This is a genomic window from Faucicola mancuniensis, assembly GCF_046523945.1.
GTDB lineage: Bacteria > Pseudomonadota > Gammaproteobacteria > Pseudomonadales > Moraxellaceae > Faucicola > Faucicola mancuniensis.
Window position 1 is genome coordinate 1,904,133 of sequence record NZ_CP171363.1, and the last position, 15,003, is coordinate 1,919,135.

Here is a 15,003-nt window from a genome sequence, read left to right on the forward strand (position 1 = left end):
TTTTGTTGTTAATGCTTTTTTTGTTTTAAATTTTGTTAAATTTATTTTCTCTAGGAGAAAACCATGTCAAATCTTACCAATTTAACCAAAAACCGCCGTCAATTTTTACAAAATATGGGTGTTATCGGTGTTGCAGGGGCGACCATTGGTTTAACAGGTTGTGAAAAATCTGCCAATTCATCAACCGCACAAAATCAAAATGGCGGTACAGCCAAAGACTCAAGCCCAAATGTCAATCCAAAACACGCAGGCGATAACGCCAGTTCTACCAAAAACTGCTTTGCCGATTTGCAGTACAAATTTTATGATGAACACCAGTCGGGTATTTTGACCCCTGCTCAACGTCATATTTATTTTTTGGTGGTGGATTTACATACCGAAGATTTAGAAGTAGTTAAACAAATGTTTAAAGATTGGACGGATTATTCTGCCAAATTGATGAAAGGCGAAAATATCAAAGAGTATGACAAAAATCCACACGTTCCGCCAACGGATACAGGCGAGGCGGATAGCCTGTCAGCGTATGGTCTGACTTTGACATTTGGCGTTAGTCCGTCTTTTTTCAAAAAATTGGGGCTTGAGAAAAAACAACCGACTGATTTTAGCGATTTGCCAAACTTTCCACGAGACCAAATTCGTCCAGAGTTGTCAGGTGGTGATATTTGTATCCAAGCCTGTGCCGATGATCCGCAAGTCGCTTTTCATGCGGTGCGACAGCTTGTACGTCAAGCTCGCTCAAACATTACGATGAAATGGAGTCAGTCGGGTTATAACGCTTATAATAGCGGTAGTGAAACGCCTAGAAATTTGTTTGGTTTTAAAGACGGCACAGCGAACAAATCCACGCTTGAAGACCAAGACAAATGGCTATGGGCGGATAGCAAACAGCAACCTTGGCTTGAGGGCGGTACTTATCTGGTCGTTCGTGTGATTCAGATGTTTTTGGAAACGTGGGACAGAACGTCTTTAAGAGGGCAAGAGGACACCTTTGGTCGTCATCGTGATACAGGGGCGAGTATTGGTAAAAAAGGCGAGTTTGATGAGTTTGATGTGCATGAAAAAGATGAAAAAGGCAATTTGGTGATTGCTGAAACCACGCATATGGGGCTTGCAAAACGTACAGGCTTGCAGATTTTACGCCGTTCGTTTTCGTACAGTTCGGGCATTGACCCAAAAACAGGGCAGTTTAATACTGGTCTTTTGTTTATTTCTTTCCAAAAATCGCCCATGCAGTTTAGCGTGATTCAAAACGCTTTTGGCAAGGTGGATAAAATGACGGAGTACACCACGCATATCGGTAGTGGTTTGTTTGTGTGCTTTGGTGGGGTGAAAGAAGGCGAATATTTGGGGCAGAAGTTATTTGAAAGTTAAAAAATAAGGTATTGTTAATTAGAGATATATATCAAGAAAACCGTTCGTGGTGAGCTTGTCGAACCATAACGGTTTTCCTACACTTCGACAAGCTCAGTGCGAACGGAAAACCTTAAAAATATATCTAATTTTAACAATGCCAAAAATAAAAAAGGAAAAATTATGCTCACGTTATTTTCACAATTGACCGACTTAGGCATTACCCAATTTGCTCTGTTTTTAAGCTCGGCTATCGTGTTTATCCTAACGCCCGCTATAGACACAGTTTTTGTCATTAACACCACCTTGTCGCAAGGCAAAAAAGCAGGTATTTTGTCGGTGCTTGGCGTGGCGACAGGCGTTTTGATGCATACATTTTTTGCGTCTATGGGGCTTGTCATGATTTTGGGTGTAAAAGTCGCCATGTCAAAATGAGAAAGTAAGTTATGGAAAAAATAAAATCTTTAATTATCAATGGTTTATTTGTTGGTACGATGTTTGCAAGTTTGCCAACATTTGCCGATACCAATAATACCGCAAGTGCAACCGCTCAAACGGCTAGTACGCAAGCAGTCAGCACGCAAAAGGTGAATTTTAGCCCGATTTTTATTGGCTTATCAGACGTAATGGGTGCGGTAAAAGCAAGCGACAGCGAAAAATCGAAAAATTTGTTAAATAATGTTTATCAAGATTATCAACAATTAACGTTAAAGCCAAGCGAAGATGACACGTTAAAAAAACAAGTGGAAACCGCTTTTCAAACGGCGTTAGCCAATCCGACAAGTGAAAATTTGTCCGCTTTATCAACGGATTTGTACGCTTTTGAAAAAGAGCAAAATCCTGTGGATTACACCGCAAAACGCAAGGTTTTTGCCAAAAAAATCGTCCCTGCGTATGATAAATTTGAACAAGTTTTGCAAATGGCAAACCCAAATAATGTTGAAGAACTTCGCACCGCTTACAACGAATTTAACAAAACTTGGCTCGCCCACGAGCGTGTCGTGCGTAACACAAGCATGGGGCATTACGGCAAAATTGAAACGGCAATGGCGTTAATACGTGTGGCGATTGAAACCACGCCGTTAAACGTGGAGCAAATAAAAACGCAATCAGTGGCGTTAAAACAGGCGATTGACAGCTACAACACAGGCGAAACGGTGGCGGTGGCAAAGGTAGAAGGGGCGACTTTGGCGGGCGGAATTGCTCTGTTAAAAGACGGCTTGGATGCTTTTAAAACAGGAGACAACGCCACAGGGCAAGCCAAATTGGGTGAATTTATCGCCATGTGGACGAGCATTGAGGGCGATGTTTCTACCAGAAATCCACAATTGTACAGCAAAGTGGAGAGCCAAATTCCGATTATCATGGCGACAGGGAGCAAGCCTGAACAACAAGCAAATTTGCAAACAATTATTGATGAATTAGCCAAAATCAACCCAACCGCTCAATATACAGCGATTGATTCTATGCTGATTTTACTGCGTGAGGGCTTGGAGGCGTTGCTGATTGTCATGGCACTTATCACGGCATTAAACGTGGCAAAACAAACTCGTGGCAAAAAATACGTTTATCTGGGTGTATTGACAGGCTTGCTTGCGAGTGTGGCAGGGGCGATTGCCTTGCAACAGCTATTCCCTGCGATGACATCAGGGGCGAACCGTGAAATGCTTGAGGGCGTAGTCGGTATCGTGGCGGTGGTGATGATGATAGGCATTGGGGCGTGGCTACATAGCAAATCATCGGTGAAAAGCTGGAATGCCTACATCAAAAAACACATGGGCGAGGCGATGACGACAGGCAGTTTTATCAGTCTGTTTGGCTTGGCTTTTGTGTCTGTATTTCGTGAAGGGGCGGAGACGATTTTGTTTTATGTCGGTATTTTGCCAAACATTAGTATGGCAAATTTCTTGCTCGGCATTGGCATGGCGTTGGCATTGCTTGCGGTGGTGGCGTTTATTATGTTAAAAACGTCTGTAAAATTGCCGATTCCGCTATTGTTCAAGATTTTGACATGGATTATTTATTTCTTAGGCTTTAAGATTTTGGGCGTGAGTTTGTCCGCCTTGCAATTGACCAATCATTTAAGCCGTACGGTCATTCCAAGTTTGCCTGCGATTGAGTGGGCGGGTTTTTATCCGACGGTGCAGACGATTTCGGCACAAGTGGTGTATTTGCTGGTCGTTGTCGCTATGATTGTGTGGAGTAAAAAGCAGGAAAAGTTAGTGTAAAATTATTTGTAAAAAAATAAAAAAACACTTGCAAACTTCAAAAAAATCCGTATAATATGCCGTCATTGGATCGTTAGCTCAGTTGGTAGAGCAGCGGACTTTTAATCCGTTGGTCCCGCGTTCGAGTCGCGGACGATCCACCATACACAAAAAGTCCTTTATTTTAATAAAGGGCTTTTTTATGTTAAAAAACTTTTACAAAAAAAACCGAATTTAGCAACATTCGGTTTTTTTGATAAGAGCAACTCAAAAATCAATCATCAACTTTTTTGCCTTGCTTGTTGATATAAAAATAATCATCGCCAATTGCCACTTCTGCTTTACCATCTTCAAAAGTATCAGCGTCATCATATTTTAATGGAATAACAACTTTACCGTTTTTATTGACAAAGCCGTATTTGTAAATGTCGTTATCATTTTCATCCTGACCTGTGATTTTGCCAACAATTGCCAAATCGCCTTCAAAATACTCGGCATAGTCATAAATAAACGGTACAATGGTTTTGTTTTTGGTGTCAATCATGCCATATTTGCCATTTTTTTTGGCAGGAATGATTTTGTCATCATAAAACCATTTGGCGGTTTCTTCATAATCAAATGGAATGACGGTTTTGTTATTTTTGTCAATAAAGCCGTATTTGCCATCTTTGGCGACTGATGCCAAGCCTTCGCTAAAACCGAACGCATCATCGTATTGTGGCTCAATGGCAAATTTGCCAGTCGGTGCAAGATAGCCCCATTTTCCATTTTTTTTGGCAACGGCGTAACCTTCGCTAAAGGCATGATTTTCATCGTTGTCGGACACATCAAAAGCGATTTTGCCATCAGGTTTGATAAAATAGGTTTTGTCGCCTTTTTTGACCAAGCCAAAACCTTCGGCAAAGGCATATGCTTCGTTATAGACGGTAGGGATGACCAATTTGCCTTTTTTATCAACATAGCCATAACGCACTTTTTCAGAGTCCTCATTGTCTTTGTATACTACAGATAAGCCGTCTTCAAATTCGCAATCATAGTCAAATTCAATGTCTTTTGGCAGGTTATAGCCGTTTTCTAATTCGCAGGCGAATGCCGAGCCGATACTGGCTGATAGGACGATACTGCTTAACAAAATTTTGGAAAATTTCATGTAATATCCTTACAATTATTGGTAAAAACAAGGCTTTAAAATAAGCGAATTTTTGTCAATTGTCAAGCAAATTGTTAAGCTGTTTGTGATTGTTGTCTCCACAAGCCTTCCAGATTATAAAATTCACGAGCCTGTGGCATCATTACATGAACGACCACCGCCCCCAAATCAATCAACACCCAATCAGACGTGCCTTGACCTTCCACACCGATTGGCAAAAACCCTGCTTGTTTTGCTTCAAAGGCGACATTGTCGGCAACGGCTTTTAGATGACGGTTTGACGTGCCTTCGGCAATGACAATGCGTTCCATGATATCGCTTAATTCGGCAACATCAAGTACGGTGATGTTTTTGGCTTTCATGTCTTCAAGGGCATTATTTACAGTTTCTAAACATTTTGTTAATTGTTCATCATCAAAAATAGGACGAGTTATCGTCATAATATAAATTCCTATTGTGTTAATAAAAAAGAAAAATTTGTTAAATATCTGAATTATCAGAAGTTTTTGGATTTTGTTCCGCATTGACCGTTTCGGCAAGTGAACGATTTTTGACAAAAATTACTTTATGATTGTTATCATTTGGATAACGTTCTTGCAGTTCAAAATAACGGGGATAGGCTCGCAAAAAGTCGCTAAATTTGTTAAAGTTAAATAGCCTTGCATCAAAGTCAGGTTCAACTTTTAAAATATAATTTTTAACAGGGGCGATATTTGCCCAACCTTGGTCGTCCGCCATGCTCGCAATCGCCACACGTACCAGCGTTACCGCCACGTCAATGGGTTTCATTTGGTTTGAACCGCCAAATAACATATCGGCAGAATCATAAAAATCCACCGATTCGGCATTTTTTGTGTCTTCAAAAAATTCCAAATAAGTAAAGCGGTCGCAGGCTTGTACAAAGGGTTTTGGCGTGTTGCTCCGCCCAAATCCGTACACGAGTAAACCTTGCTCACGAATACGCTGGGCAAGCCTTGTAAAATCGCTGTCCGATGATACCAAACAAAAGCCGTCAAATCGCCCTGTATAAAGCAAGTCCATCGCATCAATGATAAGGCTTGCATCGGTGGCATTTTTGCCTGTGGTGTAGTTAAACTGCTGAATCGGCTGAATAGAGTGGCTAAGCAGTACGTTTTTCCAACTGTTTAACTGCGGACGAGTCCAATCGCCATACGCACGGCGAACACTGGCCTTGCCAAGCGTTGCAATCTCAGAAAGCAGTTTGTCAAGATGGGTAACAGACGCATTGTCTGCGTCAATCAGTACCGCAAGTTGTGCTTCTTTACCGTGAAATGTATTTAAATTGATGGGTGCTAACATTTAATATCCAGTCGTTTTAACGGTCAATCACCGCAAAATATGGGTGTATTTTAGCACAAAATCATGATATTAGTTTGATATTTTTTTAAGTTTTATTGAATGTTTATTTGTTAAAAATCTGTGAATTTGCTTTTTTTAAGTCCTTTATTTATAATCATTTTTTTATTTCATACAACGTCAAAAAGCGATTTTTCAGAGTTAAAATGTCAAATCATCAACCAACCATCAACCCTCAAAACCAACATCAGACAAGCGACAATCCCAGTTTTTTGTTAAAACTCACCATCGGGCTGATTGGTTCGTTTGCGTTTTTGCAAGTGTATTCTATCCAAGCGATTTTACCGATTATCATGCAAGATTTTTTGGCAAGTGAAACCCAAGCAGGCATGACCGTTGGGGCAACCGTGCTTGCGATTGCCATCATTTCGCCGTTTATGGGTATGTTGTCTGATGCGATTGGGCGAAAAAATGTGATTTTGGCAGGTCTTGTGGCGTTGGGCGTGCCGACTGTGTTGTTGGGATTTGCCCAAAATTTGACGACTTTGACATTTTTTCGGTTTTTGCAAGGGCTTGCTGTGCCTGCGATTACGGTGGTGTTGATTGCGTATGTGGGTGAAGAGTTTCGTGGTAAAACTGTTGCCAAACTAATGTCTTTTTATGTGTCAGGAACGGTACTTGGCGGTTTTATGGGACGGTTTTTGATGGGGCATTTTGAGCCGTGGATTGGCTGGCGAGCGGGCTATTGGGTGATGGGGGCATTGACCTTGATTGGGGCGACTTTGGTGTGGTGGCAATTGCCAAAATCCAAAAATTTTATTGCCAATCCCAATTTTTCGTCATCTATCGCCATATTAAAGCAACACGCCAAAAATCGCTATGTGGTAACGGCGTGTTTACTCGGCTTTTGTGTGCTATTTTCGTTGGTCGGCTGTTTTACCTTTATCAATTTGCATTTATCCGAATCACCTTATCAATTAAGCAGTGCAGGCTTGGCAAACATTTTTTCGGTATATCTAATCGGTATGGTTATAACACCGATTGCCAGTAATTTGATTGCCCAATTTGGGGCGGCTCGCATGGTGCGAGTGGCGATTGTTTTGTCTATGATTGGCGTGTTAATTACGCTATCTGCACCGCTGTGGCTGATTGTGGTTGGCTTGACGGTGATGTCCAGTGGCGTATTTATCACCCAATCGGCGACCATCACTTATATCGCTGTCAATGTTAAACAAGGGCGTTCGCTTGCGTCTGGACTGTATTATATGTTTTATTATTTGGGCGGAACGGTCGGTGCGTGGGTGTGCGGACTGGCGTATATGCAAGGAAAATGGAAAACAACAGTTTGGACTTTGCTGATTTTGCAAATTTTGGCACTTGCCATTGCGGTATTTGGTATGGTAAAAACCATCAAAAAATTAGGGTGAACATACAGTCAATATCTGGTAGTGCAAGGTGCAGGTCTAAACGCTGTTATGCGGTTTAAAAAATAACAAGTGCGGAGCATGAATGGTAAAAAATAGCCCTGCTCACAGACCAGCAATTGTAAATGTTTCCGATTTATTTTCAACCTCTCGGTGGACATGAGCCTACAAGGTCTGATATTCGCCCTGTATGTTCAAAAAAGGGCTATTTTTGTTAAATTAATCTAACAAATCAACTTGCCAATTAGCGGATTGCAAATATACATTCACTTGGCGTAATTTTACCGAGATATCATCAGCTTGTTTTTGCAAACCGCTAATATCAACGGCTTTTTGCCATTTAATTTCACGAAAGCTGTAACGGTCGCCTTCGGTTTTTGCGTTGTCAATCGCAGATTGTAGTAGGCGATGACGCTCAGTAAGCTCGTCACGCTCGTTTAATACGGTGAGCATGGTTTTGCCATTGTCCAAAACTACCACCGCATTGGTGCGGTGAATACGCCCAATCAACGCATATAATTCGCCAATGATTTGGCTGGATTGGATTAACAGTTCTGTGGGATTTTCGCTTGGTTCATCGCCATCTTGGACTTTGACGTTTTCGCCAATGCGTTGTTTTAAACTGGCAAGTTTTTTTTGTAAATCGGCTCTTAGTAGTAAGGCTTCGGCAAGTTTCATTGTTTATCCTTTTTTAATGTTTTTTTAAATTTTATTTACATAAACCCAAATTTTACTTTTTCGGCTTCTTTTTCTTTAAACGCCACGTTATCCATATTGGTAAGTTCAGCTAAAGAATGTGGTTTATCTACAATAATATCTTTATCAATAGATTTTAGATAAGCATTGGATTTTTCCACCGATAATTCTTTAAACTTATGTTCGGCAATCAAGCGACCTTTACGCAACAACGCACTGTCAATTTTGGAAATATCTGAATTAAAGGTACAGATAAATTGACATTCTAACACATCAGATAACATACCGTCTGCAATATTTAAAATAGACGATACCACATCGGTGTTGGCGTTGTCAATGGTGCGTTCGGCGATGTAGTTTTCGCAGTCTTCTAGCACCAGTACCGAATTTTTGTTGTCCACCAATAACGACATAAATTCTGGATTGGTTAAATACGCAATCATATTGGTCGGCACAAAGACAAATTTTTTGTTTGGCACTTGGCTGGTGAGCCATTTGATGTAGTTGGTTTTGCCAGAGCCTGCCACACCGTGTAGTAGTACCACGCCTTTGTGTTCGTTGGTTAAGCTGTCTTTGATATGTTGATGGACGTTGGCAAATTCGTCATCGTACATGGTTTCAATGTTGATGGGGTGCGGCTTGATACGGTGGGTTTTAAAGGTAAAACCGTGCGTTTCTTTTAACAAAATAGACACTTTGGCTTCGCTTGACACATATTTTTGCAAATATTCATCAAAAACATGACGTACGTTGTCTGGCGATTTTGGATTGGTGGATTCGTAATAGACGCTGACGACTTTTAACAAGCCTGATTCAAAAATATATTCGTCATAGTCATTGGATAAATCTTCACTGGTTAATAAAAAAATCTCATATTTTGGGTGAAAAAAACAGGCTTCACGTTCGTAAAGCCGATTGTTTTTTTGTGAATAGGCAACGGTGTTAAAGTCGGTACAACGTTCAAAGTCTTTTAATTTTTCCTTTAAAATCACCATTTCGGCATCGCCAACATAAATCCCAGGAAACAAATCGTCAAGCAAGGATTCAAAGGGGTTGTATTTGCTGTTATAGCGTTTGACATCATCAACTAATTCAATCGGATAGGGCGAATTGTTGCCATCTGATGTCAAAATTTTGCGTGGGGTATAATATTTTGATTGTAAAATTTTCATAAATTTCCTAAAGGTTTAAGTTTTTAGGCGTTGCACGATTTCTGGCAAATCACCATAAAATGAACCAATGCCAATGCACTTGTAGCCATGATTGGCAAGGGAAATGGTGGACACAGGAAATACAGGCAAATCTTTTAAGCCATATTCACGGTATAATAATCGGGCATAATAGGTTGTTAAAAAGTCATGCCCACCGTCAGATAAATAAATATAAGCATCATTGCCTGCGGTTTCTAAAGTGATTTCCGCCATTCTACGCAAGGTATTGTCCAGTTTTCGCACTTTTTCTTTGGCAACGATAAAACCTTTTTTATCAATTTCCATAATCGGCTTAATGTCAAATAAATTGGCAAAAAAACTGGCAGGTGCGGACAGTTTACCAGCTTTGGTAATATAAGTTAAGTCGCTTAAGGTAAATAAAAATGAGCTGTGGTCTCGGATATAGTCCAATCTGCGAGTGATTTCGGCAAAACTTTTTTCTTGCTTGAACCAACTGTCCGCTTCATAACTCATGGTGGCTTCGGTTAAGTTCAGATTTAATGTATCATAAACAAAAATATTCATTTTACCATCAAAACGCTTACGGCAGGCTTGTACCATGTTATAAGTTTCGCTAAATTTTGATGACAATGTGCAAACAAACAAACTTTGATAACCTTCATTATATAGACTTTCAAACATTTGCATAATTTCAGCTTCCGAAGGTGGCGAAGTTTTTGCCAAGGAGTTGGGCGATGTTTGCATGATTTGGGTAAGTTTAGTGGGATTGATATTTTTGCTGTCCAAAAAATCCACATTGTTAATTTTTACGTGCATGGGCAAAATGTGCATATGATGCGAAAATTTTAAATTTGCCAAACCTGAAGAAGATGTGCTGATAATAGCGTGTTTCATCGTGTACTACTCCTTAAAGAATAAAAAATCAACCACATAAAAATGTAAAAAAATCAAAGAATACAACAAGTTCTGTAGTTTAGCCAAAATCATAACACTATGCAATATATTTTATAGATATTTTATGACTGATGATTTTTCTTTATCGGACAAATAAAGGTTTATCATTGGTTAGATAATTGTTAAAATGGTGGGTTGTTTAAGAACTTGTATTCACAACATTGCACAGTAAACTTTTACAGGTTTTTAATAAATATTTATTTGCTTTTGCATGAAAAATGGCTAAATCTTGCGGCTCGATGTCAAAAACTTGTTTGATAGAATAACTATCAAACTGCGTTTTTTCCTTGAAAAGCTGGCGATTTATTGCATTTTTCATTGCAAAAACGTTGTGAATACAGGTTCTAAAACTATAAAAATGTATAGGATTTTAGTCATGTCAATGCAAAAACAGCCAGTCAAACAAAAAACCATTGTCGTCAAAATCGGCTCATCACTTTTAACTAACAATGGACGTGGGCTTGACCGCACCGCCATTTATGAATGGGCAAAACAAATCGCCAAATTGCAAAATCAAGGGCATAAAATGCTACTGGTGTCGTCTGGAGCAGTTGCCGAAGGTGTGGTACGCATGAACCTTGATGAACGCCCAAAAAAGCTAGAAGCCTTGCAAGCCTGTGCGTCTGTGGGGCAGATGGGTTTGATTGAAACATGGTGGCAAGCGTGCATTGTTTATGGCGTGCAAACATCTCAACTTCTCTTAACCCATGATGATTTGGCAAATCGCAAACGTTATCTGAACACCGCCAACACCTTACAACAGCTTTTGGACTGGCGAGTGTTGCCTGTGATTAACGAAAATGACACGGTGAGCGTGGACGAGATAAAATTTGGCGATAATGACAGTCTTGGGGCGATGGTGGCAAGCATGGTGCAAGCCGATTTGTACGTCATTTTGACCGACCAAGATGGCGTATTTACCGACAATCCACGCACTAATCCTGACGCAACGCTTATCAAGTCTGAGCGAGCAATGGCGGATTATCTCTTTGACATTGCAGGTGATGGCGGAAAACTTGGGCGTGGCGGTATGCTCACCAAAATCCGTGCGGCACGCCTGTCGGCAATGGGTGGCTGTCCGACTGTTATTGTCAATGGTAATTTTGATGATGTCATCACTCGGGTGGTGGCAGGCGAGCCGTTAGGAACGCTTTTGACGACTAATGATGAAGATAAAAAAATCGCCAAAAAACAATGGCTTGCCGCTCATATTCGCATGGCAGGGCGGTTAATCCTTGATGATGGGGCAGTTGATGCGATTGTCAAAAACAACAAAAGTCTGCTCCCTGTTGGCGTGGTGGAAGTGCAGGGCGATTTTGATGAAGGCGATGTGGTGGAATGCCTGGATAAAACTGGCGTGCGTGTGGCGGTGGGGCAGGTGAGTTTTTCATCAAGCATTGCCAAACAAATTGCCAAAAAACACAGCCATGAAGTCGCCCATATTCTAGGCGAAAAAGCGGAACAGGTGATTTTGCATAGGGATTATATGGCGGTGTTGTGATGGTTTTCTTATCATAGCTTTTACAACAATTTTTCTTTATAATACGCCCAATTAATTGATAAAAATAAAAGAGTTTAACCATGACCCAAAACTTCCCAACCCTAAAAAACGACCGATTACTCAAAGCTATTCGCTTTGAACCTGTGGATACCACGCCTGTGTGGATGATGCGACAAGCAGGGCGTTACCTACCAGAATACAAGGCAACACGAGCCGAAGCAGGCGATTTTTTGAGCCTATGCAAAGACACCGACCGAGCCACTGAAGTTACCCTACAGCCGTTTCGCCGATTTGACCTAGATGCCGCCATTTTGTTTAGCGATATTTTGACTGTGCCAGATGCACTGGGCTTGGGCTTGTATTTTGAAACAGGCGAAGGTCCAAAATTCAAAAAAACCGTGCGAACGCTTGCCGATGTGCAAGCCTTGCCAAAGGTAAACATGGCAACCGAGCTTGATTATGTCATGAAAGCGGTAACGAGCATTCGTCATGCATTGGGTGGGCAAGCCCCGTTATTTGGCTTTTCCGGCAGTGCGTGGACGCTTGCCACTTATATGGTGGAAGGTGGAAGTTCCAAAGAATTTCGCCACACCAAAGCCATGATGTACAGCGACCCACAAACCTTGCATTTGCTGTTGGATAAACTTGCCGATGCGGTGATTGATTATTTAATCGCTCAAATTGAAGCAGGGGCGGACTTGGTGCAAGTGTTTGACAGTTGGGGTGGGGCGTTGGCTCATCGTCAATTTGTCGAATTTTCAAGCAATTATAATAAAAAAGTGGTTGCAGGTGTCAAAGCCAAATATCCAAACGTGCCTGTGGTGGTGTTTACTAAAGGCGGTGGTTTGTGGCTTGATGTACAGGCACAAAATGGAGCAGATATGCTTGGGCTAGATTGGACGATGTCTTTGCAAACCGCTCGCCAAGTGCTAAAAGACAACCAAAAACAAGTCGCCTTGCAAGGTAATCTTGACCCTGCAACCTTGTACGCAAGCCCTGGCGACATTCGCAAACACACGCATTTAATGTTAAGTGATGCGTACGCTTTGGGCGATAAAACAGGCTATGTGGCAAATCTTGGGCATGGCATTCAGCAATGGGTGAACCCAGACCACGCCAAAGCCTTTATTGATGCGGTGCATGAGTTTCAACTATAACAGGGAAAAAACATGAAAATTAAAGTTGCAATTGTAGGCGGAACAGGCTACACAGGCGTTGAGTTAATCCGCCTACTAAGCCAACACCCAAACGCCCAAATTGAATACCTAACATCACGCACCGAAGCAGGCAAACGAGTGGAGGAATTTTTTCCAAGTTTGCGTGGCGTGGTAAGGGATTTAGCCTTTACCGATTTGGACGAAAACAACTTGGCAAAATGCGATGTCGTATTTTTTGCCACACCGCATGGCGTTGCCATGAAACACGCCAAATTTTTGACTGAAAATAACACCAAAGTGATTGATTTAGCAGCCGATTTTCGTTTGCAAAGTTTAACTGATTTTGAAAAATGGTATCAATTAGAACACACTTGTTCGGATTTGTTAAAAACTTCGGTTTATGGTTTAGCCGAAATTAACCGAGAAAAAATTGCCAAAGCCGATATTATCGGCAACCCAGGCTGTTATCCAACCACGGCAATTTTGGGACTTGCACCGATTATTCACGCCCAAAACCAAGCCAATCAAGCCTTGATTGACCCTTATATCATCATTGATGCCAAATCGGGGATTTCTGGGGCAGGTCGTCAAGGTAAACTAAATTTAATTTTTAGTGAAACTTCAGAAAATTTTTCAGCATATGGCGTGGCAGGGCATAGACATTTACCAGAAATTGAGCAGGGCGTTAGCGAAATTTTGCAAGGAAAAAACGTGCAAAATCACGAAATCCGCTTTGTTCCGCACCTTGTGCCGATGATTCGTGGTATGTTTAGCACCATTCATTTGCGTTTGACGGACGCAGGGCAAGCCAAAGATTTGCAAAAAATCTATGATGATTTTTATGCCAATGAAGCCTTTATTGACGTGTTGCCAAAAGGCGTGTACCCAGACACTCGCAGTGTGCGTGGTAGCAATCGCTTACGCATTGCGGTGCAAACGTTTGACAATAGTCCAATCGCCACGATTTTGGTGGTGCAAGACAACCTTGTTAAGGGGGCATCAGGTCAGGCGGTACAAAATATGAACATTATGTTTGGGCTTGATGAAACGTTGGGATTAAATGTCGTGCCTGTTTCGCCCTAATTTTTGCCAAAATTTTGCAAAATTGCTTTAAAAAAAGATAAATCAACCAATTAAAATGATAAATAAAGCTGTTTTCGTCGGTATTATTGGTTATAATGCACAGTTAATTTTCATATTGGCTTTGAGTAACTTTATGGTTTCCCCTAACGATAACAACCCTAACGATAATAATAACATTGACAAAATTGCTAAGCCGTCCAAATCTCAATATTTGAGCCAACATACAGCAGGTGTGTTGACTGCTTTTGGCGTGAGCGTGCTGATTGTGGCGATAATCGGACTGATTTTTGGTTTAAAAATTGGCTATAGCCGAGGGTTAAGTCATGCAACGGCACAAATCAAGCAAGCGGCAGATGGTGAAGAGATTTCGGCTCGCAATGTCAAGGCGTTAAAGCTAAAAGTAGATACCTTGCAAAATCAAGTGCAAACGGCTCAACAAGAGCGAGATATTAGCCTTGCTAATTTAGAGGATTTGCGTGATGAAATGGCGAATTTAAGAGTAACTAATTTGCAATTAGAGCAAGGCAATGACTTTTTGACGGAGTCGCTTGCCAAAAAAGGTGGTATGCCGTTACAAGTCATTGCATCAAAAATCGTCCCTTTGCCCGAAAATGCCTATGAATATCGCTTTGATATTGGCATGGTGGATACGAGTAATAGTGCAAAAAATTTGACACCAAAGTTAACTCTGCTTGATGATGTTAATATGGTAGAAGTACCAATTCAACCACGACAGTATGATATCAATGGTGTGGCACGGATTCGTGGGCGTTTTGTGATGCCTAACAACTTTACGCCAAAACAGGTGAAGCTAGAATTATCCGCAGGTGGACAAACTGCTGAAGAGATTTATGATTGGCAATTTGGCAAACCTGTCGCCGATATGCCGTATTCGCTAGAAGAATCGCCAGAGTCCGATAAACGTCCGATTTCGGTGATTGAAGAAGAAGCGAAGAAAAAACAAGACGAAAACGCCCAACGATAATTTGATG

Annotated in this window: 14 protein-coding genes and 1 tRNA gene; 9 read left to right on the forward strand and 6 right to left on the reverse strand. The window is 41.1% G+C overall.

Annotated features, from left to right (window positions below; genetic code table 11):
* Nucleotides 1-63 precede the first annotated feature (63 nt).
* From efeB to ACGTJS_RS09430, 4 genes are all read left to right on the forward strand, one after another.
* Nucleotides 64-1,371, forward strand: coding sequence for an iron uptake transporter deferrochelatase/peroxidase subunit (gene efeB / locus ACGTJS_RS09415; RefSeq protein ID WP_315043654.1), 1,308 nt, complete (start codon nucleotides 64-66; stop codon nucleotides 1,369-1,371).
* 162 nt (nucleotides 1,372-1,533) lie between these two features.
* Complete coding sequence (locus tag ACGTJS_RS09420; RefSeq protein ID WP_410471868.1) at nucleotides 1,534-1,785, forward strand: hypothetical protein; 252 nt, start codon at nucleotides 1,534-1,536, stop codon at nucleotides 1,783-1,785.
* A gap of 11 nt (nucleotides 1,786-1,796) precedes the next feature.
* A complete protein-coding gene (locus ACGTJS_RS09425) occupies nucleotides 1,797-3,578 on the forward strand; it encodes an FTR1 family protein (RefSeq protein ID WP_315043657.1) in 1,782 nt (593 codons plus the stop codon).
* Between the two features lie 67 nt (nucleotides 3,579-3,645).
* Nucleotides 3,646-3,721: transfer RNA gene (locus tag ACGTJS_RS09430), tRNA-Lys, on the forward strand.
* A 110-nt stretch (nucleotides 3,722-3,831) separates the two neighbouring features.
* Here the strand turns inward: ACGTJS_RS09430 and ACGTJS_RS09435 are convergent.
* The 3 genes from ACGTJS_RS09435 to ACGTJS_RS09445 form a co-directional block, all read right to left on the reverse strand.
* Complete coding sequence (locus tag ACGTJS_RS09435) at nucleotides 3,832-4,707, reverse strand: WG repeat-containing protein (RefSeq protein WP_410471869.1); 876 nt, start codon at nucleotides 4,705-4,707, stop codon at nucleotides 3,832-3,834.
* 74 nt (nucleotides 4,708-4,781) lie between these two features.
* Complete coding sequence (rsfS, locus tag ACGTJS_RS09440) at nucleotides 4,782-5,147, reverse strand: ribosome silencing factor (RefSeq protein WP_315041349.1); 366 nt, start codon at nucleotides 5,145-5,147, stop codon at nucleotides 4,782-4,784.
* A gap of 40 nt (nucleotides 5,148-5,187) precedes the next feature.
* Nucleotides 5,188-6,027 (reverse strand): NYN domain-containing protein, encoded by an 840-nt coding sequence (locus ACGTJS_RS09445; RefSeq protein WP_410471870.1) that lies wholly within the window; start codon nucleotides 6,025-6,027, stop codon nucleotides 5,188-5,190.
* 203 nt (nucleotides 6,028-6,230) lie between these two features.
* On the opposite strand from ACGTJS_RS09445, the gene ACGTJS_RS09450 reads away from it, so the two are divergent.
* Nucleotides 6,231-7,451, forward strand: coding sequence for an MFS transporter (locus ACGTJS_RS09450; RefSeq protein WP_410471871.1), 1,221 nt, complete (start codon nucleotides 6,231-6,233; stop codon nucleotides 7,449-7,451).
* Nucleotides 7,452-7,667: 216 nt separating this feature from the next.
* Here the strand turns inward: ACGTJS_RS09450 and ACGTJS_RS09455 are convergent, their stop codons facing one another.
* The 3 genes from ACGTJS_RS09455 to ACGTJS_RS09465 are packed head-to-tail and all read right to left on the reverse strand — an operon-like array spanning nucleotide 7,668 to nucleotide 10,210.
* A complete protein-coding gene (locus tag ACGTJS_RS09455) occupies nucleotides 7,668-8,126 on the reverse strand; it encodes a DIP1984 family protein (RefSeq protein ID WP_410471872.1) in 459 nt (152 codons plus the stop codon).
* Nucleotides 8,127-8,161: 35 nt separating this feature from the next.
* Nucleotides 8,162-9,316 carry an AAA family ATPase gene (locus ACGTJS_RS09460; RefSeq protein WP_315041355.1) on the reverse strand — a complete coding sequence of 385 codons (1,155 nt, stop codon included), beginning with the start codon at nucleotides 9,314-9,316 and terminating at the stop codon, nucleotides 8,162-8,164.
* A gap of 15 nt (nucleotides 9,317-9,331) precedes the next feature.
* The gene (locus tag ACGTJS_RS09465; RefSeq protein ID WP_315041357.1) at nucleotides 9,332-10,210 is read right to left on the reverse strand and encodes a DegV family protein; all 879 of its coding nucleotides are present in this window, start codon (nucleotides 10,208-10,210) and stop codon (nucleotides 9,332-9,334) included.
* Between the two features lie 418 nt (nucleotides 10,211-10,628).
* On the opposite strand from ACGTJS_RS09465, the gene proB reads away from it, so the two are divergent.
* The 4 genes from proB (at nucleotide 10,629) to ACGTJS_RS09485 (ending at nucleotide 14,996) form a co-directional block, all read left to right on the forward strand.
* Nucleotides 10,629-11,771 (forward strand): glutamate 5-kinase, encoded by a 1,143-nt coding sequence (gene proB / locus ACGTJS_RS09470; protein WP_315041407.1) that lies wholly within the window; start codon nucleotides 10,629-10,631, stop codon nucleotides 11,769-11,771.
* A gap of 80 nt (nucleotides 11,772-11,851) precedes the next feature.
* The gene (hemE, locus tag ACGTJS_RS09475; RefSeq protein ID WP_315041359.1) at nucleotides 11,852-12,928 is read left to right on the forward strand and encodes a uroporphyrinogen decarboxylase; all 1,077 of its coding nucleotides are present in this window, start codon (nucleotides 11,852-11,854) and stop codon (nucleotides 12,926-12,928) included.
* Between the two features lie 12 nt (nucleotides 12,929-12,940).
* A complete protein-coding gene (argC, locus tag ACGTJS_RS09480; RefSeq protein WP_410471873.1) occupies nucleotides 12,941-14,011 on the forward strand; it encodes an N-acetyl-gamma-glutamyl-phosphate reductase in 1,071 nt (356 codons plus the stop codon).
* Between the two features lie 133 nt (nucleotides 14,012-14,144).
* Complete coding sequence (locus ACGTJS_RS09485; RefSeq protein ID WP_410471874.1) at nucleotides 14,145-14,996, forward strand: hypothetical protein; 852 nt, start codon at nucleotides 14,145-14,147, stop codon at nucleotides 14,994-14,996.
* The last annotated feature ends 7 nt before the right edge of the window (nucleotides 14,997-15,003 follow it).

Bases quoted from the DNA above. Each gene is read 5' to 3' on its own strand.
- efeB (WP_315043654.1), top strand. From the start codon at position 64: ATGTCAAATCTTACCAATTTAACCAAAAACCGCCGTCAATTTTTACAA.
- ACGTJS_RS09420 (WP_410471868.1), top strand. From the start codon at position 1,534: ATGCTCACGTTATTTTCACAATTGACCGACTTAGGCATTACCCAATTT.
- ACGTJS_RS09425 (WP_315043657.1), top strand. From the start codon at position 1,797: ATGGAAAAAATAAAATCTTTAATTATCAATGGTTTATTTGTTGGTACG.
- ACGTJS_RS09435 (WP_410471869.1), bottom strand. From the start codon at position 4,707: ATGAAATTTTCCAAAATTTTGTTAAGCAGTATCGTCCTATCAGCCAGT.
- rsfS (WP_315041349.1), bottom strand. From the start codon at position 5,147: ATGACGATAACTCGTCCTATTTTTGATGATGAACAATTAACAAAATGT.
- ACGTJS_RS09445 (WP_410471870.1), bottom strand. From the start codon at position 6,027: ATGTTAGCACCCATCAATTTAAATACATTTCACGGTAAAGAAGCACAA.
- ACGTJS_RS09450 (WP_410471871.1), top strand. From the start codon at position 6,231: ATGTCAAATCATCAACCAACCATCAACCCTCAAAACCAACATCAGACA.
- ACGTJS_RS09455 (WP_410471872.1), bottom strand. From the start codon at position 8,126: ATGAAACTTGCCGAAGCCTTACTACTAAGAGCCGATTTACAAAAAAAA.
- ACGTJS_RS09460 (WP_315041355.1), bottom strand. From the start codon at position 9,316: ATGAAAATTTTACAATCAAAATATTATACCCCACGCAAAATTTTGACA.
- ACGTJS_RS09465 (WP_315041357.1), bottom strand. From the start codon at position 10,210: ATGAAACACGCTATTATCAGCACATCTTCTTCAGGTTTGGCAAATTTA.
- proB (WP_315041407.1), top strand. From the start codon at position 10,629: ATGTATAGGATTTTAGTCATGTCAATGCAAAAACAGCCAGTCAAACAA.
- hemE (WP_315041359.1), top strand. From the start codon at position 11,852: ATGACCCAAAACTTCCCAACCCTAAAAAACGACCGATTACTCAAAGCT.
- argC (WP_410471873.1), top strand. From the start codon at position 12,941: ATGAAAATTAAAGTTGCAATTGTAGGCGGAACAGGCTACACAGGCGTT.
- ACGTJS_RS09485 (WP_410471874.1), top strand. From the start codon at position 14,145: ATGGTTTCCCCTAACGATAACAACCCTAACGATAATAATAACATTGAC.